Below are 22085 nucleotides of genomic sequence, written 5' to 3' on the forward strand. Positions count from 1 at the left end.
AATACTGTGAACTGTGTCACTTGAGCAATCATTTTTAAGATAGAAAAAATGCCGACTTAAAGTCAGCATTTTTTTGATATTTAGAGGGCTATTTATTGGTGTTTTGACGGACAACAATTGGGCAAGCTTTAAATTTTGCAGCTTGTACAATAGCTTCCTGTTCACCCAGTAGACGTGCCGTTTCAGTGCGTTTGGTATTGGAAGACTGTCCCATATTCACTGATACACTCGGACCAATGCCCCAGCCACCGCGGCTGCCCCAGCCACCACCGATGCCTACCCCTACGCCGACACCTGTACGTTTAGGCGGCTCAACACCATTATCAAGATATTGCTGAATACGGTTGTATTCCCCCTGAAGCTGCTGACAGTTGAGGGTTTGATAATGAGTGGGTGAAACATAGGTCGGTTTGACCGTCGTTGCACAGGCACTCAGCAAGCTAAGTATGCTGATCGCCAGGCTTATTTTCACAAGTTTCATAGTTAACTCGATCTTAATGCTGCTCTATCTCATTGAACAATGATTGATAGGCCTGAGTCAATTTATGATCAGTTGCCAAGTGAATTAATGGCTGATTTTTCTGATGTGACTCTTTCATCAGCACCGACGGTGGCAACATGCTGTTTAGTACCGGAAGACCTTCATCTCTTAGTTGCTGTACCACTTCGCGAGGCAGTTTTGCCTGAGCCTGAAACTGGTTGACCACGATGCCTTCAATTGCCAGACGTTCGTTATGATCATCCTGAGTTTCGATGACATTCTCAATCAGAGTGTGCAAGGCCCGTTTAGAAAACACATCACAGTCAAACGGAATCAGAACACGGTCTGCAGCAATCAGGGCTGAAAGTGTAAAGAAATTAAATGCTGGCGGAGTATCAATAAATACCCGGTCATAATGCTCAGCAAGTGGTTGCAAGGCATCGCGCAGCTTGTAAATCTTATGCTTGGATTCCAGTGCATGGGCCAATGTGCCCAAACTTGGACTGGCCGGAATGACATCCAGATTTTTAAAAGGTGATTGATGCAGATAACTTTCCAGCCCTTTAGCCCGGGTCTTGAGAATGGAACCAATCGCATTACCAATTAAGCTTTTGCTCTGCTGGTTCCCCAATACATCTTCAAAATAGTTTTCAATATTCGGCTCCAGCGCCGGCTTGTCACTCGAATAAGTTGCATCATCCCCTAGTAAATACTGGCTGGAGTTTGCCTGCGGATCAAGATCGATCAATAAGGTTTTGAGCCCCTGATGCGCACTGATTGCTGCCAAATTGACTGCAATACTCGATTTCCCCACCCCACCTTTCTGATTAAAAACCACACGAGTATGCATAAACACCCCTCTTTATTTTTCTGATGATCAGTATGTTTGAGTTCATTGACTGATGAATAATTTAGCCAAAATTCGGCTTGATCATGACCAATACCATAATCGCAATAAGTGAAACCACAGCAATAAATAAGCCAGCACGGCGTTGTACCAGCAGGATTGAATCATCTTTTTTATACGCTTTGCCCAAGGATGAAATCAGCACCAGAAATAAAATAATTTTGGCATAAAACCAAGGCTGTACATCAAAATTCTTTAAAAACAGGGCAATAATCCCAGTTAAGGCAATCACGCTAATTACCAAGTGCTGCAAAGCGACCAGAAATACACGTGCTTTTGGATTCGGTTGATTGCCCTGTGTACCCATAAACAGGGTAATAGCACGCGCAAGAATGGCCACAATGGCCAGTCCTGCCGCAGACATATGAATAATCTTGACTAAAAGCTGGGTATCCATAAAGTCCTCTTAGTTTTTTGGTGCATGTGCACATTCCGGACTAGACGTATCCTGTCCTGTCCACTCTTCAGGCAAGAAAGCATGAATTGCCAAGGCATGAATTTTATCTTTAGATAGCAAATCACCTGCCGCAGCATAGACCTTTTGATGGCGTTGTACCGCACGCAGGCCGGCAAAGGCTTCACTGACAATCACCGCCTTAAAATGCGATTCCTTACCCGGAAAATATCCACCATGACCCGAAGATTCATTCACGACTTCCAGGTAAGTAGGTGACAATTGTGCCAAACGGTCTTTCAGTTGTTGTTCTAAGCTCATGGCCTGACTCCGATTCAAGATATGGGTCCAGTATACCCTGTTCTATCCGCTATTTCGGTGCAAGAAATGTCTGCAATTATTTGATTGTGCCGAGATTTCATTAAATTTTGCATAAATTTTGTCTAATTGTCTGGAAGCACAGAGAATATTGCTTTTATTTTATGCAATCGACACAAGATTTTTCATAAAGTTATTGACCCTGTTTTTGCATGCTGTATTATACACGGCATGCGGGAATAGCTCAGTTGGTAGAGCACAACCTTGCCAAGGTTGGGGTCGCGAGTTCGAGTCTCGTTTCCCGCTCCAAATTCTTTTTTGTTCATTTTTTAAAGTAAAAAATCGATCGACCCTGCGGGAATAGCTCAGTTGGTAGAGCACAACCTTGCCAAGGTTGGGGTCGCGAGTTCGAGTCTCGTTTCCCGCTCCAAATTCAAAAAGCCCTGATCGAAAGATTGGGGCTTTTTCGTTGTTGATTTTAAATAACATTTTTTCTTTCAGTCTATAAAGCTATCAGCTTCAAAGTGAGTAAAAAGTTAAGTTAGATCAGTTAAGAGTGGGCTTACGTGACCAAAAGTGACCAAAACGTGCCCTATCAATGTCAACTATAGATCAACATGTTTAAGTTTTTGCATGAATTCTACTCAATATGAACTGAGTAATTTTTAAAAAAACCTGAAGCACTGCCTTATGGCTTTCATTAAAGCTTTTTAATCTCTTATAAAAAATGGTGACCAAATTTGGTCACCAAAAATACTTAATAAAAACAATATACTAACTAGAAAATTATTAAATTATATGACGCTTTTTATTAGCAATAATTATTCATCTGGCTTGAACTTTAATAAATCACCAACGTCTACATTTAACAATACGCACAATTTTTCTAATGTTTCAAAATCAATACGAGTTGATTGACCATTATAAAGCTTATGTAAAGTCGTCTTACTCATTCCGGTTGCCCGAGCTACATCTGCCACTTTCATTCTTCGTTCCGCCAAAAGAACAGGCAAGTTACAAACTATCATTAATTACCACCATTGTGTAATAAAGTACTTGCATGATGTATTAAGCGCATTTATTATTGCATTGTGATCTTAAATAACACCATTGTGATACTTTATAAAAGGATACAAACATGAATCTTACTTATATTACTACAAAAGAATTGGCAGAACGAATCCATTATAACGAACGTACCATTCGTAATCAGTTAAAGGATAGCGTTCTAATCGAAGGTATTCATTACATCCGCCCTTTTGGTGGACGCAAAATTTTATATGTATGGGAGAGTATTGAAGAAGATATGACTAAAACCACTTTAGGCTCGCTACACAGCCTACAACTTCAATAAGGAGGATATTATTATGGCTGCCATCCGTACTAGATACGGTAAGTTATGTGTCGATTTTCGATACTTAAACATCCGTTGTCGTGAAACAACAGCTCTTGAAGACAATGCTCCGAATCGCAAAAAGCTTGAAAAAGTGATTGAGCGAATGGAAGCGGAAATCTTATTGGGTATTTTTGACTATGCTAAGTACTTTCCAAAAAGTTCTCGTTTGAAAGAAATCAAAAATGCAGAAAACAGAGTAAATGAAATCAGCTCTAAAACACCTCTATTTTCAAAGTTCTGTGAAATCTGGTTCACTGATAAAGAAATAGAGTGGCGTACAAGTTATAAGGAGAAAATTCAAATTGTAATCAAAAAGTACTTGATCCCTTTTTTTGGCGCAATTCCTGTTATTAATATTAAAAAGTCAGACATTCTTGGATTCCGTTCATCCCTCGCCAAAGTGACTCACGGAAAAAACCAAGAATGCCTTTCACCATCAAGAATCAACCAGATTATGATAGTGCTTCGTATGATACTCGATAGTGCTGCCGAACGATATGAATTTGATAGCCCTTATAAAAATATCAAGAACTTAAAGCAAGGAAAGATTAAAGTAACACCTTTTTCATTAAAGGAAGTACACGCAATCCTTGCCACAGTTCGTGATGATTTTAAGCCTTATTATACTGTTCGATTTTTCACAGGTATGCGCACCAGTGAGATCGATGGCTTGCAATGGAAAAATGTGGACTTACAACGTCGGGAAATCCACATTCGTGAAGCATTGGTGAATGGGGAGCTTGGTGGAACCAAAACTTATGGTTCTGACCGCACGATCCAGATGAGTGATCGGGTTTATCAGGCCTTTCTGCAACAAAAAAGCTTAAATTCTGGAAAATCAGAATTTGTATTTTGTAATCGCGATGGTGGGCCGCTTGATTATCGCCTGGTCAATAAGCGTGTCTGGCATCCCCTGCTACGCTATTTAGGGCTAAAACCTCGTCGTGCTTATCAAACACGTCATACTGCAGCTACGCTCTGGCTGTCGGCAGGCGAGAACCCAGAATGGATTGCACGCCAGCTGGGACATTCAACGACTGAAATGCTATTCCGGGTCTATAGCCGTTACATCCCTAATGTTACGCGCCGCGATGGTAGTGCTTTTGAAGCCATGCTGGAGAGACTGAATACAGAGAAGCTTGTCCATGAACAGTAAAGCTTTTTTTGGCGGCGTAGTCGTTAGCCCAGAAGCAGATATGGTCGCTCGTGAATTAATCCATGAGCTACACATTCCCAAACTGCACAATCTGGCCTTTTTGCTGGAAATCAATAAATGCTTCGATGATCACCAAGCATTAAGACTCTGGCTACAGCGAATGCTGGATGAAGGGCAAGCTCATTACGATGACTTGGCTCAACAGGCCCGTTTCCGGTTAATGAGCCTAGCTCACTAATAAAACAATCATAAAAGGTCATCAAATCGATGACCTTAGCCCCTCTATACCTATAAAAAGGTGAACACATGCATAAAGATATTTCAATTTGGATGCCACTCTATATTGGCGACCTACAGGCAAAATTTGCACGAATGACGGCAGAACAAATTGGTGCGGCACTGCTGTTAATGATGGATTTCTGGAAAAATGGTGCCATTCCTCACGACCTAGCGACTGTTTGTAGCATCACGAAATTAGGTGGTGTTTCAAAAAGTATGCTGAAACAAAGCAGGTTGAATTTTGATAAAATAGAGAAATGCGAATAACTCTAGAAATCAAATGTCCAACCTGCCTCAGTGACAGTATAAAGAAAAATGGCATCAAAGTAGATGGGAAACAAAACTATCAGTGCAAAGACTGTAAACGTCAGTTTATTGGTGACCATGCTCTGAGCTATCTAGGATGTAATTCAGGCATTACTCGAAAAATATTACAGTTGATGGTCAGAGGTAGTGGTATACGAGATATCGCTGAAGTTGAGCGAATCAGTATCGGTAAAGTTTTACGTACTTTAACCGAATCGACCTACCAAATTCAGCCTAAACAAAGTCATTATGAGTCTCTTGAAGTTGATGAGTTTTGGACTTTCGTGGGAAATAAAAATAATAAACAATGGCTTATTTACGCCTACCATCGAGAAACAGGTGAGATTGTTGCTTATGTTTGGGGTAAAAGAGACTTAGCTACAGTTCAACGATTGAAGACAAAGCTTAAACAATTAGGTATTCACTACACCCGAATTGCAAGTGATCATTGGGACAGTTTCATCACTGCTTTTAAAAACTGCAAGCAAAGTATTGGTAAATTTTTTACTGTAGGTATTGAAGGTAATAATTGCAAAATAAGGCATCGAATTAGGCGCGGTTTTAGAAGGAGTTGTAATTTTTCAAAAAAGATTGAAAACCATTTTAAAGCTTTCGACTTAACCTTTTTTTACATCAATAATGGCTTCATTTAATGTCAGCATACTTTTTGAAACACCACCCGAAATTACCGCAGCACACCAAGGCTAAAACTTTGTTAAATACGCTGATGGCCCTAGAATTGTTTGAAGTCGAGTCTGAGCAGATTCATTCAAATTTCTTAAGCAGTTTAAAAAGCCAAGCATTGCAAAATCAGCAAATGAAATCTGATAAAGCTAAAAATGCAGCTCAAGTACGTTGGGGGAAATCCGCAAGTAATGCTCAAGCATCAGCCAAGCAACGAAAAGTAAATGCTCAAGCAGCTCCTGAGAAGAACCCGAGTATTACTCAAGTCATGCTTGAACCATGCCCTTCATCTTCATCTTCATCTTCATCTTCATCTTCATCTTCATCTTCATCTTCAAATTTTGAAGAAAAAAATGAGGATTTTTTAGAAAATTCCAAATGGATTTAGGAGAGTGATCATGAATACCATGCTTAAAACGCTCCAGTTTCGCACAGAAACAACGGAAACACTTTGCCCTACCCATCATATACCCCTGATGGAAATCGCTGGTCACAAGCTATGTAAATTGTGTGCCAAAGAAACCGTCCATCACTCACATGCAGCCTATGCAGATGAGTTGCAACAGCGATTGCTACAACAGAAAATCAAAAACTCAGGGCTCAATAAACGCTACCTGGATCGTGGCTTCAAGAATTATGTAGTTGCATGTCCTGCACAAGACAATGCCATCAAACTATGTCAGGCTTTTGCACAGCAGATTATTTCTGACCATTATCCAAACCTACTGCTCATTGGTACACCGGGTACAGGAAAGACTCATCTGAGTGCGTCAATCATTCGCAACATTCTGCATAACAGTACAAAATCTGCACGCTACTATACCAGCGCAGAAATTGCTCAAAAAATGATGGATACCTGGTCAGATGCTTCACGCTCTGAGAAAGAAGTCATCGACCATTTCTCCAGTTTTGATTTATTGGTGATTGATGAATATGGCCTGCATGACCGGCATGAAAAACGCCTGGAGATGGTGCATAAGGTCTTATATAGCCGTTATGACAACATGAAATCTACTCTGCTGATTTCCAACTTCACAGTCCAAAATATGCAGCGAGATTTAGGTGTCCGATTATGGTCACGATTACATGAAAACAATTTGATTGTAGTACCGTGTTATTGGGATGATAGACGCATCACCGGATAAAAGAAGTCTTTACTACCGCCAATTATCTTATTGATATAATTGGCATTTTTTATAATTAATTTCTAAAAATCTCAACTTTATTCTCTAAAATATAGACAGAAAAATTCTAGAAAAAGAGAGGAAATCCTATCATTTTATGTTGAAAATCATAAAGTTCATTAATGAATTACCGGTATCAAAATAATTACTACCGAATAGCGTACTTATTAATAGGACTTACGCAAAGACGACCGAAGGCGAGTTATCTTAATCAATTTTTGAGCTTACAAGCAGGGGTTACGATGAAAATTTTTTGGTTTATACAGACACATGGCGACAGTCGTTATTTAGGCACGAGTAAAGGGGCAAGAACCGTTGACCATACCTATATGAAGCAAATTGCAGTGGCAGCCGATAACCTTGGCTATGAGGGCGTGTTGATTCCGACAGGTCGCTCATGTGAAGACCCTTGGTTGGTCGCCGCTAGTCTCATTGATGCGACCACTCGCTTAAAGTTTTTGGCGGCATTACGCCCTGGGGTGACGACACCCGCGCTTGCTGCTCGCATGACAGGCACCTTTGATCGATTATCAAATGGTCGATTGCTGCTTAATCTGGTCACAGGCGGCGATGAACAAGAGCTTAAAGGCGATGGCATCTTTGAAGACCACGCGACGCGTTATCAGACAGCCAGTGAATACACCACGATTTGGCGAGAGATTTTGACTCGCTCGCACACAGGCGAATCCTTTACTTTTAACGGTGAACGCTTGCAAGTAGAAGATGCTAAATTGCTGTACCCCCCTCTACAACAGCCATATCCGCCCTTGTGGTTTGGCGGTTCATCTGAGGCGGCGCAAACACTGGCTGCCGAACAAGTTGACAGTTATTTGACGTGGGGTGAGCCGCCTGCCGCCGTCAAAGAGAAGATTGAGCAGCTTAAAACCAAAGCCGCTGCCAAAGGTCGTACATTAAGCTATGGTATTCGTCTGCACGTGATTGTGCGTGAAACCAATGAAGCCGCTTGGCAAGCCGCTGATGAATTATTGAGTCATGTGAATGACGACACCATTGCCGCTGCCCAAGCCAAATTTGCCCAAATGGACTCGGTGGGACAACAACGTATGGCAGCCTTGCATGGCGGTCGCCGTGATAACTTAGAAATTTCGCCCAACTTATGGGCAGGGATTGGACTGGTACGTGGTGGCGCAGGCACCGCACTGGTGGGCGACCCACAAACTGTTGCCGCGCGTATTCAAGAGTATGCCGATTTGGGCATTGATAACTTTATTTTTTCAGGCTATCCACACTTAGAAGAGGCGTATCGGTTTGCTGAATTGGTTTTCCCATTATTACCGAAAGACACCAAAAACACCTTGGTCAAGCCAAATTTGACAGGACCGTTTGGTGAGATTGTCGCTAATAACTATGCACCACCGCAACAAACCCGTGACACTGCAACCCCAAAAACACCTACCACTGCTGCACCTAAACACGCCATCGCCTCTTAAATTCATCTTAAAGACATATTAAAGGCGTCTTCAATGCTTGTGATAAAACGTGCTAATTAAAGCACGTTTTTCGCTTCGTCTATACCTATCATTAGACACCTATCATCCGACAGGGTGTGTGGAATCCACCCTAGCCATGATAAACATCTTTTAACTGATAAACCTTTTAACTGATAGACTTTGTTTTAAAAAGTGGTAGCCAGTTATACGGTGAGATTAGACCAGCAAGCTACTTTGCTAAAGTTAATCATCAAGGTGTCAATATCCCAACTTTTTTAGCAAATGCAACACAGGAAAAATGACTTCTCTATAGCTAGGTTATATTCGGGATGTGAATAACCTATTGATAGTAATGAATATTTTTTAAGCCAACACTGTTAGTTTTACGGTCTCTAGTATGTCATTTTTTAATCAATAGCTTAGTTGTGTAATTTTATGGGTGATAAAAGTTATTTTAACGCTTTTGCTTTTTGCGGCTTATATAATAAAAAAGATTTAAATTTTAAATCATAAAACAATGGGATAAATAAATTTAAATCATGCACTTCAATTAATGATCAACTAACTATAAGGGCAATAAATATGACAACTGAAAACAATGAAAAACTTTCTTTATTAGACGATGTGGCATTAAAAGCCCAAATGCTCATGGCAAATCTAAAAGAGGGTGCTAATGATGGCTATGACCATTCTGTCACCAGTGCCGGTGAAAAGGGCTTAAAATCAGGCAAAGTGTCTGAACTCACCGCCATCGCCCCCTTGACCAAAGATGGGGCAGCTCGTATCAAGCGAATTTTGGAAATTACCAAAGGCAATCTTGCAGGGGCGACCAATGTAGGCACCTTGCATGATTTGCGGTTGGTGTTTTTAGACAATGATACTAAGCTACTGTTTTGTACCGCCTATGATGGCGATTGGGATGCTTACATCAACGACTTTGCTACCAAAATTCCAGAACTCATGGATTTGATTTTTGGCAATGTAGAGGGTTGGCCTGGGATTAAAAGCCCGACTGTCAAGCAATTTATCCTTGACCATCAGATTACCGCTACCGGTTGGTATGTAGGTGTACCGCATCTGACGGTTCGTGATATTGCGCGTAATGACAAAATCGTGCGTGGCATTAATAAAGCCATTGAACAAGCCCAATAAGCCCGCTTAGAACCTGTATTCACCATATCACGTTTATCAGCGTACTATTCTAACCGTACTCTGAACGGGCAAGCTTTAGGTTAAAATTTCGATACAAAAGCGATTTGTTCAGTGATTTTACCATAAGCAAGCGATATTTAGCGTGGTGTATGGTGAACAAGCTTTCAGCATCAAATTTTTAAGATTCTCTGCTAGGAACGACCATGAATAACGACAACCCAGCGAATGAAAGCCTACTTGGCAAATTAAAAACCCATCTACAAGATGGTATCGAGCATGGTATAGAGGCCGTTAAAGACAAACTTGAACACAGCGATACACCCGCTGAAAAAGGCAGTGTCAAAGAACGGGTACACGAAGCGAAACAAAAAATCGGCACGCAGCTGCACAGCGTCATGACACGGGCAACGAACGCTATCTATCCCAATATCGCCACGATGGAGCTTGAGGATATTCAAGCTATTATTTTGCATGACCGCCCTGCGCCTTACTACGGCACGCTTGTCGCGCTAAAAGTCAATGACAGCAACGCGGGTCGTGAATTACTAAAAGCGGTATTACCAAACGTCACAGGCTCAAAAAATTTCCAAAAAGATATGGATGCCAATTTGACCATTGTGATGACGTATAAGGGGCTAAAAGCTTTAGGCTTACCGCAAAGCTCGCTTGATTCTTTCCCAGAAAATTTCAAAGCAGGTATGGCAGGCCGCTCCGATATCTTGGGTGACAAAGGCGATAATGACCCTAGCAACTGGCTTGCGCCATTTGGTGATAAAGGCGATATTCATATTTGCGGCGCGGTGATTGCCAATAGCCAAGAAAAATGGCAAGCCAAACTTGCCGAACTTAAACAGACGTTTGCCCCTTATCTAGATACCAGCCGTAACGCGATCGAAATCTTAGTGGAACATGATTTTGGCGTAGATGGTGACGTCAAAAACGTGTTTGGTTATCGCGATGGCATCAGTAACCCAGAAGTTGATGGCAGTGGTATCAGCCTTGAAAATAACACCGAACGTCCGATTGCGGCGGGTGAATTTGTGTTAGGTTATAAAGGTGAAGCGGGCGTGGTACCTCCCATGCCACAGCCTGAAGTATTGGGAAAAAACGGTTCGTTTATGGTACTGCGAAAATACCGCAGTAATGTCGCTGACTTTCACCGCTATTGCCTTGAACAAAGCGACAATGACCCAGCTAAAGCCGATAAATTGGGGGCAAAAATGTTTGGTCGCTGGCGTTCGGGTGCCCCCATCACCCTAAGCCCAGACCATGATGATGAAGCCCTCGGCAAAGACAATGTAGCAAACAATAAATTTGACTACACGGACGATCCCTATGGCAAAGGCTGCCCGTTTGGTGCCCATGCTCGCCGTATGAACCCCCGCAATACCAAAGATTTTATTCTAAGCGATGTGCGTCTTCACCGTATCATCCGCCGTAGTGTATCGTATGGCGATATCGTGCCGCCCAACGTGACCCAAGACGATGGTCAAGAGCGGGGGTTATTTTTTATCGGTATCAACGCCCATGCCATGGACACGCTTGAGTTTTTGCAAAGCCAATGGATTAATGACGGCAACTTTATGAACCTTGGGGAAGAACGTGACCCAATGCTAGGCGTACACGCAGGTAGTGACGCTGATAGCGATGTGTTCACCGTACCCGATGAGCCAATTCGTAAGCGTCATACCAATATTTTGCAATTTAATACCCTACAAGGCGGTGAATATCTTTTTGTACCGAGCTTGTCGGCACTCAAATGGATGAGTGAGCTTAACGAAAATTCATATTAGAGTAAATCTAAATAAAAAAAGGTTAGGTGGGTTTAGTAAACCTAACCTGATAAAAATAACAAAGGACAATCATCATGTTAAATAAATTATTCGGTCGTCGTTATGCCAAGTTTGACCCAGCCATCGACCAGCTTACTAGCGACGATGAAAAAGCCATCGACCAAATCACCGCAGATATTCGTGACTATATCGGCAAATCAGACACGGTTAGCAAAATCAATTATCACACCCGAGATGCCCACGCTAAAGGCTACTGTGCATTAAAAGCCAACTTTGAGATTTTACCAAAACTGCCCAAAGAATATGCCCAAGGTATCTATGCCAAACCCGCTCGTCATGAAGCAGTGATTCGTTTTTCTAACGGCTCATCTCGTGTGGCTGCCGACAACAAGTTGGGGCTTTCTCAAGGGTTGGCGATTAAAGTCTTTGGTGTCAAAGGCGACAAATTACTGCCAGATGAGCCAGATAGCCCAAACTTTGACTACAATCTGATTAATTTTCCTATTTTCTTTTGTAATACTATCCAAGACTATAGTTATATTTCACGGCTATTTTTACAATTAAATGATTATTTTGCCAAAGGCGCGAAAGGGCAAGCCAAATTTGCCTTTGACTGGATTACCCAATATGGCAAAAAACTGCCATCCAAAGAATCCCTCAAGACTTTTAGGGCTTTTAGTAAGTTTAAAACCATCAAACCGCAAAATACCTTGTTATACAGTTTTTACTCACAAGGGGCGGTGCGTCATGGCGACTATATGGCGAAAATCCGTGTCGCCCCGACCAAAGCGTCACAAGCCAAAATCAAACGCCGAGATCTCGATGTCAATGCCACCAGCGAGGCGATTCGTCCTCTGATTTTACAAGAAATCCGTCAGCACGATTATGAGTTTGATGTGCAAATCCAGCTGTGCCGTAACTTAAAAGACCAACCCATTAATGACTTGACCAAAGAATGGGATGAAAAAGACGCCCCGTTTGTGACAGTGGCAAAACTCACCATCCCTTGCCAAGATGTGCCGGATGACGGTAATTTTGACATTATGGAACACTTGTCATTTACCCCGTTTCGCTGTATTGAAGCCAACCGTCCGATTGGTAATTTGCAACATGCGCGACTGCGTGCCTATCAGACCGCCTCGACCACTCGCCATCGTTTAAATCATAAAAAACGTGCCGAGCCAATCAATCTAAAACAGGCATTTGATAAAGATTTTTATAACCTTTAAATTTGGCAAAAAACCAGTAGCGGGGCGGTTATGGGGGCATTGTTTGGGGTAAAATTTCACCCATTGGGTAAAAAACTACATCGCCTTTAATCATTCAAAAACCGTTAGCCTGTGACTGGGCTAACGGTTTTTTACCTTTTTACGCCATTAAACTGGCTTTGTTGCATAAATATGTAAGCATCTGATTTAAATAAATTTAATTTTGGATCAAAAAATAATCAAAACTTTTAAAATCAAATAGTTATGAAATCTTTGTGCAACAAAGCCGATTGAAAATCAGATGCGTCCCTGGGCGTTGGGGCGCAAGAACTGGCTGTTTGCAGGTTCGCTGCGCAGTGGTCAGCGAGCGGCAAACATCATGACGTTAATCCAGTCAGCAAAGCTGAATGGCTTGGATCCGTATGCCTATTTAAGTGATGTGCTGAAAAGGCTGCCGACACACAAAGTGACCCAAATTGAAGAGTTACTGCCACACCGCTGGAAACCTAAATCGAATTAAAAAATAGGCATGGGGTTCAGCGGACGCTTACTGCCTATTTAAGTGATGTGCTGAAAAGGCTGCCGACGCATAAAGCGACCCAAATTGAAGAGTTACTGCCACACCGCTGGAAACCTAAATCGAATTAAAAAATAGGCATGGGGTTCAGCGGACGCTTACTGCCTATTTAAGTGATGTGCTGAAAAGGTTACCGACACATAAAGTGACCCAGATTGAAGAGTTACTGCCACACTGCTGGAAACCTAAATTGAATTAAAAATTGGTATGGGATTCAGCGGACACTTACTATACTTATCAAAAATTGATTCCTGTTTGGTTTTAATTACCATTAAAAAAAGCTCAAAAATACTATATATAGTAGACCTCTTGCGAAAGTCGTTATTGCAAGTTCATCCGATTTACCAGTGCAGCGATTAAGTTAATGCGTAAACCGAATCTTTTCCGTCTATTTCGATAGCGTTCACTTAATATTCTAAATGTTTTCAATTGACTATTAATATGTTCGATCACAACTCGTATTTTTCCAATCATTTTATTGTACTTTTTCTCAACATCAAATAAGGGTAAATTCTTCTTTTTCTTTATTGGCATCAATAATTTAAAGCCATCTTGCTCTAATCCGTAGTACCCTAAATCGGTCATAACATATTTACAGAGATGGATCCGGAAATTTGAACAACTCCTATAAGTGATACTCTGCTCCTCAAATGATGTTATAAACATCAATATATGGAGTATTTTATGGCACGTAGACCAAGAAGAAATCATTCAAACGACTTTAAGGCTAAGGTAGCACTTGCTGCGATCAAAGCAGAAAAAACACTTGCTGAATTGAGTTCTGAGTTTGATGTTCATCAAAACCAAATTATTGACTGGAAAAATCAATTGATCTCAGCTTCCTCACAAGCTTTCGATCAATCAAAAGCTCCATCAGAACCTCCCATTGATCTTAAAAAGTTACATGCAAAAATCGGTGAGCAGGCATTAGAAATTGATTTTTTAGAAGGTGTGTTGAAGAAACTGGGCCGCTTCAACCACAAAAGTTAATCGATCACTCACTTCAGATTTCAGTATCTAAACAAGCTAAGTTACTGAAAGTCTCTCGTGGTTGTTATTATTATCGCCCAAAACCTGTTAGCTCATCAGATCTGAAGCTGATGCGATGTATTGATGAATTACATATGCAATATCCTTTTGCAGGCAGTCGTATGATGCGTGATTTGTTGAATCGTCAAGGGCATCATATAGGACGACGTCATACACGTACTTTAATGAAGAAAATGGGTATTCAGGCGTTATATTGCAAACCAAATTTAAGCCAGGCTAATCAAGCTCACCGTAAATATCTATATCTGCTCAAAGGATTGGCTATTCAGCGCAGTAATCAAGTGTGGTCTACGGATATAACGTATATCCCTATGGCAAAAGGCTTTGTTTATTTATGTGCTGTGATTGATTGGCATAGCCGCAAGGTACTTGCGCATAGAGTATCGATTAGTATGGAGGTTACATTTTGCATAGAAACATTAAATGAAGCTATTGAAAAATATGGTCGACCTGAAATATTTAATACAGACCAAGGCAGTCAGTTTACCAGTGATGCATTTATTGATGTATTGAAATCAAATGGCATTCAAATCAGTATGGATGGTAAAGGTCGATGGGTAGATAATGTGATGGTTGAACGATTATGGCGGAGCGTTAAATATGAAGAGGTGTATCTCAAAGCCTACAGCAATGTTTTGGATGCGAAGAAGCAATTAAACGCATATTTTGAATTTTATAATTTGAAACGACCTCATTCGAGTCTGGACAAAATGACTCCAGATGAGTTTTACTATGACCAGCTACCACAACAAAATAAGGTAGCTTAACTAGAGCAGAGTATCACTTATAAATAAGCTTTTAGTTGTTCAAACATGTGGAACCACCTCTTTACAATGTTTGAATTTTTTAACCGTTCTTCTTGCCAATTTAATGTCATGCTGACTGCCATTCGATATATCTAGCCCTATGATTTGTTTGCTGTTCGGATGATAGATCACTTGTGCTTTTAGCGTATGTTTCTTCTTTTTACCACTGTAGAACTTACTCTGATTTTTTTTTCGGACGTTCTATTGAACATTCTGTCGCATCAATAATGACCCAGTTAAACTGTTCGTCTGCTGTGGTAATGCTTCGTTTTGGCAGAGTAAACCGTCTTGATTTCATCAATGCATCTTCAACCTTTTTAATGGTTCGATTCACATTACTTTCAGCGATATGGTAATTTGCAGCCAACTCCAATTGAGTGCTGTAATTCCGTAAGTAATTGAGTGTTAATAATAATTGATCCTCTATAGCTAAAGTATGAGGACGCCCAGATTTCTTTTTAAGTGATTCTACTTCTTTTAAAACTTCGATCATTTCACTAAAAACTGGTCGAGGTACACCAACCAAGCGCTGGAATTCAGAATCTGAAAAACGATTTAATTTCTGATATCTCATGAAATTTAGATTGAGGTGGTTTTTACTTTCGCAAGAGGTCTAGTGGTTTTTGAAATTTAGATGCACAATATATGGAATTTTTAGCCATTGTCTGACTGTTAACGAATATACGAATATTTACTTGATTTTTTTATATAATCACCAAGTAAATATGCAAACGGCTTTTGATTTCAATGAAAAATTTGGCGCACCTAAAAAATTGTTGTGCAAAAATTTTAATAAAATCCAAATCAGTATACACCCTGATTTTTCTGGAATTTATCTTTGCTATCAAGAGGCTTTCAAAGCTTTAAAAACAGATCTAGGTATCTTGAATCCACGTCCCGAAATTCACGTCTGGAAAGATACTAATCTATCCGGTTATACCATCGCCAGTAATATCCAATGGTTCCTATACTGGACTCAGAATGCACCCAAAGAAATTAATCTAATTATCCATTCTCTTCCCAAAGATAACAAAAAAATCGAACTATTAAAAAATGTGGCTAGTTCCGAATTTCTAAAATTTCTATCATCTACTTATTATGATCTTAATCGATTAAATCCCAAAAGGTTACATAACTTAATAAATGAATACATTTCTGCCGAGGCTATTTACAAGTTAAACAAAGAAAATTCTTTCAAACCTCACCGTACTATGAGCTTAGACCTGCTAGCAAAACGACTCTCATACACACGATATCAGCTGAATTATCGCAATAAAGTTATAAACCGAAAAAGACAAAGTGTGCTTGATCAACTAGAACAAACTAGTGAAGTTGTACAACAGCTTTTAAATAATGCGGACTTCGTTCTCACGCCAGATCAGCTATGGAAAGCATAATGTCAGAATCCAACCCAACCCATCAAAATATTGCTGATATTCCAGGGGTATCATTAAAACAGACATTGGAAAAACTCTTTGGTGATGAGCAGCTCCAACGTACCGAACATATTCAATATGTTGCTGATTTACTGACTTCGCACCCAACTGATCAATGTCTGGAAGGACTGAATCTCGATCTATTAGATTTTGATCTAGAAACCAATTCTGTTGTTGCTAGACCAGCTGCATTGGTCTCCTCTCGAAAACATACTGTTAGCGCAACACCAGTTACTTGGTATGTGAACTCAATTGCACAATTAGCAGAGTCGGAAGAAAACGCTTTAATCTGGAATATCCTGGTCTTAAAAGCAGCAATCTATTTAATTGCCCTTCCAGACATTAAACCTGAGCTTTTTAAAGAAGACTACACTGAACATTTCAATACTGTAAAACGCTTATTTCAACGCTTCCGTGTGGCCAATAGGGTTCTGAATCCCGATAAAGAATATCAAAATACACGCGAATACATGATCCTTTGGGAAAAGCATCTTAAAGATCCTACGCTTTCGTTAACTGAATTTGTTCAATATTTAAGTAATTTCAATACAGATCCATCCAATGATTTTGAAAAAAATCTACTGAATAATCTACGCATTACATTTACTTATATTTTAAACAATAAGGCCAAAATTGCCAAAGCGAGCATCGAGACTCAACTTCAACATGATTTTTTAGATGAAGATCAGCTGATTGTAGAAAGTTCAGAAATTAAAAAAGGTCAAAAGTCTAAAGCTCTTAATATAGAAGAACAATTAGATGACCAAGATACACGTCAAATACTTGTAGACCCAACCATCGTTACCCCCCTTGCTGCATATTCAGAATCCGGCCAAAGCTATGTGCTGCCTCTGGTTGCCAAACATATTCAACGGAAAGAACATTTGCTGCCATACAGCAGCCTCTTTCCTAATACCACAAGCATAAGTGCCCTAATTACTGAACTATATAAAAATTACATTGTTGAGGTTAAAGAAGACTCTAAAGACAAGGATAAAGAAATCAAAAAAAAGAAGGCATCCTTGATCCTGATGCTGTCATTTCTGACAGGAAATAAAATCCAGGAGTGGCTCCGTCTACAAAGTAAACGTGCTAAAAATTTAAATGCTCGCCAACAGATCAAGCAAAGCAATGGACAATATTATCTGAGAAGTAAATTTTCAATTTTTGAAAATAAGGATTTTGCTTATCCAGAGGGCTTGCTCAACCAAACAGTTCATCTGGACATCCCGATCCCGAATTCATTTATTGAATCTCTGCGAGACGGTGACCCCGTTAAGGAAGAGGACCTTCAGCAACATTTGAAACAGCTGAGAGCCAAATTTTATATTCCAAAATTATCACTAATAAGAATTGGCTCTCTTTTACATCAGACTATTTTGCAACGCACTGGAAATAAACAGCTTGCTGACCTTCTCACTGGTATTGATGCCAATAAGTCTTCTTCTACTTCTTATTGTCATCAAAATATCCTGACTTTACAGACTGAATATGTCTTAATTTTAAAAGAGCTGTGTGAGTCGCTATCCGATGAATACCAGAATATTGAATATGCTGCAGAAAAAAACTTTGGAAGCCGCAAAGCACCTACTTCAAATGTGATTCAAAATATCTTTGCCACTCTCAAATTCAGAATAATTTCACAAAAAGAAGATGACTGGATAGCAATTTTTAATCACTACAATATCTGGATGTGGCATTTTTTATTGCTTTTTACTGCTGCGCGACCCGTCGCTGAGTTTCCTGGTTTTTTAAAAAGCTTTAACCTGAAAAGAAAAATTTTGATGGTTTCTGATAAAGAGGTGGGTGGGCGTCAAGGCTATGGACGTTTGATTCCACTGTGTCATTTTGTTGTACAAGAACTCCTGAAATTCATAGATTTTCTACATTATTTTAAAACTCAAATTACTCCTATTCAGCCAGAAATTTCAAATAATATTCAGCAGATTCTAGAGAGCAAGCTCCCACTGTTAAATATCTTTCAGGATGGTCAATGGCAACCTTTGAGACCTTCGACTGTAGAAGACTTTCATCCAGAGTTAGGTTTGGAACATGAAAACTGGCACCGGCATACAGCCCGTGCGTTTCTCAGCCATAAAATTAGCGAAATTGAAATTTTAGCTTTATTCGGTCATGAGCCGATGCAGCAAGAAGCTGCGCATCCTTATTCCAGCTTATCTATTTCACAATATTCAAGCATTGCTCATGTTCTTGAACAAATAAAAGATTATTTTAATATTACCGGTATTGAACTCGATGTCCTCATCCAATAAACGAACTAAGCAAGCTCGACCACTATATGCAGAAAATCGTAGAAAACAAATTCGTCTTGAGAAAGAGAAATCTCCTCGATCGGATGTAGAAAAGGAATTAATTCAATATTTCCAAGAAATAGAACTAGAACAAAAAGAACATCTTGAATCCTTCTATCCAGCAATTTATGAGTTTATTAAACGTAAAGCTTCAAGCTTGGCCTGGAAAAAATATGCGCATGAATTTTTTCGATCGTATATTAAAAAAATCAATCTAAATAGGAGCGAGCCCCTGCCCCTACCAAATCTGACATTTGAGATGCAGCGTGATCAGCCGGTTTTTACCATGGACTGGATCGAGAAGGGACAGCAGGTTGATGAAGTTCTTGATAAGCTTTGGGACTACTGGATTCTAGCAAAAGATAGCAAGACATTTTCTGATGATGAAATCATTGGAAATATTGTTATTTCTGCCATGCTTTATTCCGGCTTAAATCAAAAAGCGTCTTTAGAAGCTTTGCTTGAACACTTAAAAGATCCGGCAAAAATCAGAAAGATCGAAGATCTGAACATTATATTTTTAGAACCGCTCTCTCCCTCTTATGGAGATCTATTTATTGATGAAAAAACCATTCGTAAATCGCGTAATTTTATTCCTGATCAAATCACCCGCTTATGGTTAATTCATTTTAATAGCAGAAATATTCGTACAGTAAACCAGAATGTAGAAGATTATCTACAGCTTATTTTTAATAAGATTAAGTTACCATTTAATCTTAAAACTTATAAATTATTACGCGACTACGCCAACTTTAACTGGATGCAACTCCCGAAAGTTGACATTGATCCTGCTCTCTCACAATGTCTTATAGAAAATACTGCAACCTGTGGCTTATCAGAAATAGAATTTGAAAGATTTCTTCATCCAAAATTTAAATATCAGCAGGACACTCTTACTGATTCAGATGTAGAAAAATCACCATCTATTGTGGGTCAATCCTACTCTAATGATGACATTCAGCAAGCCTTGGATGATGTTATAAAGATTCACAAAGACCTTTTACAACTGATTCGTACACCACAAACTGATCAAAGCGTCGATGCATTAATCATTAAATATTGCATTGAAAATACTAATAAATTTAATGAGTATAGTAAACGTGTCGCCTTATGGCTCATCAGCCTTTATAAACCAGAATTAGAACAGATTCAGCAACTGGCTGAAAATTTTAATTTTTGCGCTAACCAATTTCAAAAATCGTTTCAGCAGAATAGACCATTAGCAGATAGTTCGATTTACACTTATTACTCCCGGATTGCCGAGCCTTGGCTAACACATTCTTTACAATATCTAGATAGCGAAGATGATCTGAATACGAATCTGGCAAATATCTACACACAAATTATTACGAACACCCGTCTCGCAGATGAAGCAGGCCAACCTGAATTTAAAAAATCCAGAGGTCAAACCAGCAGGATGTTGAAGCGCTTCCATAGCTTTCAACGAACAGTTTTCGAAGCTGAATCTCTCGAATTAGAATCACTCGCCATACAAAATAGGCCTAGAGCCCGTATTATTGGCCCTTTGACTTATCAAGCTTTCATGAACAAATTAGATACCTTATTTTCAGGTGCTAATAGTCAAGAAAACACTTATAAGACATTAAAAATCATCTATATCTTAGCTTACCGTACCGGTATGCGTATTAATGAAATTCTAGGCTTACGTGTGCGGGATATTGAGGGCTTGAGCTGTCTATCAGTATGGATTCAGCCCTACGGCTCAAAAAAGAAAGGAAACTTACATCAACTTAAAACAGATAGTGCTGAACGCAAAGTTCCTGTGTATTGCTTATTAAAAACCGATGAATATCAACTATTTCATAATCATGTAGTCGAGCAACGTTTACTCAATCAGCAAAACTTATACTTATTCCGTAATTGGAATGAAAATAGCAAGCTGAACAAACATACGGTGACAACACCTTTTAGAATGATTATGAACGAGCTTTTTAAAACTCATGATTATTCTTTTCACTCATTTCGACACACGGCTGCCAATCACTTATCCGTTCTGCTCAACTGCGATTACGCTCCCCTAGTCAAGAATCTGACGGATTATACTGAAGAACAATATCAGTCCATTCGGACAGAGTTACTCCGTCATACACATGGTCAAAATCATTGGTTTATGATTGCCCATTTACTGGGTCACATTGACCCTACAGAAACTTTTAAAAGTTATATTCATCTAAGCTACCTGATTGCTGGGCATAAAATACTGAAATATCACCCAGACATCGATACTCAACTGGCAAAAAAGATGATGGGCTACCTACCTTCTTTCAAATTTTTAAACACAGTAAAAGATTCTGCTCCATTCAATTTCGAAAAGCATGCTGGTCATTTAAGTCAGCAGTTACTCAACGATCAAACTGACTGGTTAAAAAGTAACGTAGAAGACATTCTAGATGAGGTTTCATTTAACTCAAAGCATCATGATTTTTTTAAATATTTCGCGGGAACAAAAGAATCCAAAGTTTCATTTGCATGGTTTTTTAAGTGCCTAAATTTACTGGAAATTCATCATGAACCAGATCGGGTATCACAAGAAATGAGTTTACCTGTCGAACTGGTTAACTACTGGTATGAAAATGCCAAACAACTGGGCCAACTCAAGTCTCAAAAAAACAACCCAAGGTTATTTGATCTCAACAACACAAATCATCTGGATAAACCTTTGAAACCCTCGATGATAGATACCGTTGAAGAGCGCAAAGCAAGGAACTATTTCTTTGAAAATATTCAAAATATCTTTGAAAAAAAGCCAGATCAAATAAAAGCGGTGCTTGAGACATTTTTAAGTCGTGTTACAGTTTCGCATACCGGCATTCATTATCGCTGGAATAAAATTGATCAATTGGAATCATTTTATTGCAAGGTAAAAGACCTGTTTCCCCATCAATTTTGGCATTTGCTTGGACAAGACTTGGTACAATTGCTAGATAAAAAGAAACAACCTTTATTACTGAAGCTGGCTAAATCGAGCACAACAGAGCATCCTACGACTCAAGAAGATTATGTTCGTCTCCAGCTTTACTCGACAAAAGATGCCAAAGCACTGGCCGCATTTAAATTTTGCTTACATCTAGCATGTATCGGCAGACCTCGATCTCTTGAACTTAAAGCTGAAGGTCTAAAAATAACCACATGCTGTTAAATAATTTAACCGTTGCTTCCTTATCTAAAGCCAAA

The 22085-nt window shown here is 39.6% G+C and carries 20 protein-coding genes, 2 tRNA genes and 5 pseudogenes; 20 read left to right on the forward strand and 7 right to left on the reverse strand.

The genetic code is table 11. The annotated features are described in order from the left end of the window. Positions 1 to 88 precede the first annotated feature (88 nt). The 4 genes from FOC32_RS03695 to FOC32_RS03710 form a co-directional block, all read right to left on the reverse strand. Positions 89 to 481: a hypothetical protein gene (locus tag FOC32_RS03695; protein ID WP_005233324.1), complete on the reverse strand. Its 393-nt coding sequence runs from the start codon at positions 479 to 481 to the stop codon at positions 89 to 91. A 13-nt stretch (positions 482 to 494) separates the two neighbouring features. Next, positions 495 to 1331, reverse strand: coding sequence for a ParA family protein (locus FOC32_RS03700; protein ID WP_175966398.1), 837 nt, complete (start codon positions 1329 to 1331; stop codon positions 495 to 497). Positions 1332 to 1392: 61 nt separating this feature from the next. Continuing rightward, the gene (locus FOC32_RS03705; RefSeq protein WP_005233322.1) at positions 1393 to 1785 is read right to left on the reverse strand and encodes a SirB2 family protein; all 393 of its coding nucleotides are present in this window, start codon (positions 1783 to 1785) and stop codon (positions 1393 to 1395) included. A gap of 9 nt (positions 1786 to 1794) precedes the next feature. Next, on the reverse strand, positions 1795 to 2103 hold the full coding sequence (locus FOC32_RS03710) for a BolA family protein (RefSeq protein ID WP_004780643.1): 309 nt from the start codon (positions 2101 to 2103) through the stop codon (positions 1795 to 1797). A 230-nt stretch (positions 2104 to 2333) separates the two neighbouring features. Here FOC32_RS03710 and FOC32_RS03715 point away from each other — a divergent pair. Together FOC32_RS03715 and FOC32_RS03720 are read left to right on the forward strand one after the other, a co-directional pair. Then, positions 2334 to 2409, forward strand: a tRNA-Gly gene (locus FOC32_RS03715). A 45-nt stretch (positions 2410 to 2454) separates the two neighbouring features. Next, positions 2455 to 2530, forward strand: a tRNA-Gly gene (locus tag FOC32_RS03720). A 391-nt stretch (positions 2531 to 2921) separates the two neighbouring features. Here the strand turns inward: FOC32_RS03720 and FOC32_RS03725 are convergent. Then, the gene (locus FOC32_RS03725; RefSeq protein ID WP_004280956.1) at positions 2922 to 3128 is read right to left on the reverse strand and encodes a helix-turn-helix domain-containing protein; all 207 of its coding nucleotides are present in this window, start codon (positions 3126 to 3128) and stop codon (positions 2922 to 2924) included. 110 nt (positions 3129 to 3238) lie between these two features. On the opposite strand from FOC32_RS03725, the gene FOC32_RS03730 reads away from it, so the two are divergent. From FOC32_RS03730 to FOC32_RS17235, 14 genes and pseudogenes are all read left to right on the forward strand, one after another. Further along, complete coding sequence (locus FOC32_RS03730; protein ID WP_175966400.1) at positions 3239 to 3454, forward strand: hypothetical protein; 216 nt, start codon at positions 3239 to 3241, stop codon at positions 3452 to 3454. Between the two features lie 13 nt (positions 3455 to 3467). After that, positions 3468 to 4652 carry a site-specific integrase gene (locus FOC32_RS03735; RefSeq protein WP_005233321.1) on the forward strand — a complete coding sequence of 395 codons (1185 nt, stop codon included), beginning with the start codon at positions 3468 to 3470 and terminating at the stop codon, positions 4650 to 4652. After that, on the forward strand, positions 4642 to 4890 hold the full coding sequence (locus tag FOC32_RS03740; protein ID WP_001084944.1) for a hypothetical protein: 249 nt from the start codon (positions 4642 to 4644) through the stop codon (positions 4888 to 4890). Before FOC32_RS03735 ends, FOC32_RS03740 begins: the two co-directional genes overlap by 11 nt. A gap of 68 nt (positions 4891 to 4958) precedes the next feature. Beyond that, a pseudogene (locus FOC32_RS03745) lies at positions 4959 to 5129 on the forward strand (DUF1376 domain-containing protein); the annotation flags it as partial. 59 nt (positions 5130 to 5188) lie between these two features. Then, complete coding sequence (locus FOC32_RS03750) at positions 5189 to 5890, forward strand: IS1-like element ISPa14 family transposase (protein WP_001223318.1); 702 nt, start codon at positions 5189 to 5191, stop codon at positions 5888 to 5890. Between the two features lie 29 nt (positions 5891 to 5919). Next, positions 5920 to 6309 (forward strand): annotated as a pseudogene (locus FOC32_RS03755) (hypothetical protein); the annotation flags it as partial. Between the two features lie 10 nt (positions 6310 to 6319). Then, positions 6320 to 7066, forward strand: coding sequence for an ATP-binding protein (locus FOC32_RS03760; RefSeq protein WP_002058176.1), 747 nt, complete (start codon positions 6320 to 6322; stop codon positions 7064 to 7066). Positions 7067 to 7347: 281 nt separating this feature from the next. Beyond that, entirely contained in the window at positions 7348 to 8556 is a 1209-nt protein-coding gene (gene ssuD, locus FOC32_RS03765; RefSeq protein WP_175966402.1) for an FMNH2-dependent alkanesulfonate monooxygenase, read from the forward strand. A gap of 582 nt (positions 8557 to 9138) precedes the next feature. Then, on the forward strand, positions 9139 to 9708 hold the full coding sequence (locus tag FOC32_RS03770; protein WP_004280952.1) for a hypothetical protein: 570 nt from the start codon (positions 9139 to 9141) through the stop codon (positions 9706 to 9708). Between the two features lie 203 nt (positions 9709 to 9911). After that, positions 9912 to 11501 (forward strand): Dyp-type peroxidase, encoded by a 1590-nt coding sequence (locus tag FOC32_RS03775; protein WP_005233314.1) that lies wholly within the window; start codon positions 9912 to 9914, stop codon positions 11499 to 11501. Positions 11502 to 11575: 74 nt separating this feature from the next. Further along, complete coding sequence (locus FOC32_RS03780) at positions 11576 to 12730, forward strand: catalase family protein (RefSeq protein ID WP_005233312.1); 1155 nt, start codon at positions 11576 to 11578, stop codon at positions 12728 to 12730. A 268-nt stretch (positions 12731 to 12998) separates the two neighbouring features. Continuing rightward, positions 12999 to 13229 (forward strand): annotated as a pseudogene (locus FOC32_RS03785) (transposase domain-containing protein); the annotation flags it as partial. After that, the gene (locus tag FOC32_RS17230; RefSeq protein WP_228761299.1) at positions 13220 to 13357 is read left to right on the forward strand and encodes a transposase domain-containing protein; all 138 of its coding nucleotides are present in this window, start codon (positions 13220 to 13222) and stop codon (positions 13355 to 13357) included. The pseudogene FOC32_RS03785 and the gene FOC32_RS17230, both read left to right, overlap by 10 nt. Further along, positions 13348 to 13485: a transposase domain-containing protein gene (locus tag FOC32_RS17235; protein WP_265596763.1), complete on the forward strand. Its 138-nt coding sequence runs from the start codon at positions 13348 to 13350 to the stop codon at positions 13483 to 13485. The genes FOC32_RS17230 and FOC32_RS17235 overlap by 10 nt, the downstream gene beginning before the upstream one ends. 122 nt (positions 13486 to 13607) lie before the next feature. Here the strand turns inward: FOC32_RS17235 and FOC32_RS03800 are convergent. After that, positions 13608 to 13883 (reverse strand): annotated as a pseudogene (locus tag FOC32_RS03800) (transposase family protein); the annotation flags it as partial. A gap of 75 nt (positions 13884 to 13958) precedes the next feature. Between FOC32_RS03800 and FOC32_RS03805 the strand changes: the two are divergent. Further along, positions 13959 to 15103, forward strand: a protein-coding gene (locus tag FOC32_RS03805) for an IS3 family transposase (protein ID WP_122959112.1) whose coding sequence is annotated in 2 segments (ribosomal slippage) — positions 13959 to 14223 and positions 14223 to 15103 — 1146 coding nt in all. Because the reading frame shifts where the segments join, the coding sequence is not laid out codon by codon here. A gap of 51 nt (positions 15104 to 15154) precedes the next feature. Here the strand turns inward: FOC32_RS03805 and FOC32_RS03810 are convergent. Continuing rightward, positions 15155 to 15716 (reverse strand): annotated as a pseudogene (locus tag FOC32_RS03810) (IS5-like element ISAba27 family transposase); the annotation flags it as partial. Between the two features lie 151 nt (positions 15717 to 15867). On the opposite strand from FOC32_RS03810, the gene FOC32_RS03815 reads away from it, so the two are divergent. From FOC32_RS03815 to FOC32_RS03825, 3 genes are read left to right on the forward strand one after another with little or no spacing between them, the layout of a single operon-like run. Next, positions 15868 to 16539: a hypothetical protein gene (locus tag FOC32_RS03815; RefSeq protein ID WP_005233305.1), complete on the forward strand. Its 672-nt coding sequence runs from the start codon at positions 15868 to 15870 to the stop codon at positions 16537 to 16539. Continuing rightward, a complete protein-coding gene (locus FOC32_RS03820) occupies positions 16539 to 18851 on the forward strand; it encodes a hypothetical protein (protein WP_005233304.1) in 2313 nt (770 codons plus the stop codon). Before FOC32_RS03815 ends, FOC32_RS03820 begins: the two co-directional genes overlap by 1 nt. Then, positions 18835 to 22050, forward strand: coding sequence for a tyrosine-type recombinase/integrase (locus FOC32_RS03825; RefSeq protein WP_005233303.1), 3216 nt, complete (start codon positions 18835 to 18837; stop codon positions 22048 to 22050). The genes FOC32_RS03820 and FOC32_RS03825 overlap by 17 nt, the downstream gene beginning before the upstream one ends. The last annotated feature ends 35 nt before the right edge of the window (positions 22051 to 22085 follow it).

This window comes from Acinetobacter sp. FDAARGOS_724 (genome assembly GCF_013364475.1).
Taxonomy (GTDB): domain Bacteria; phylum Pseudomonadota; class Gammaproteobacteria; order Pseudomonadales; family Moraxellaceae; genus Acinetobacter; species Acinetobacter variabilis.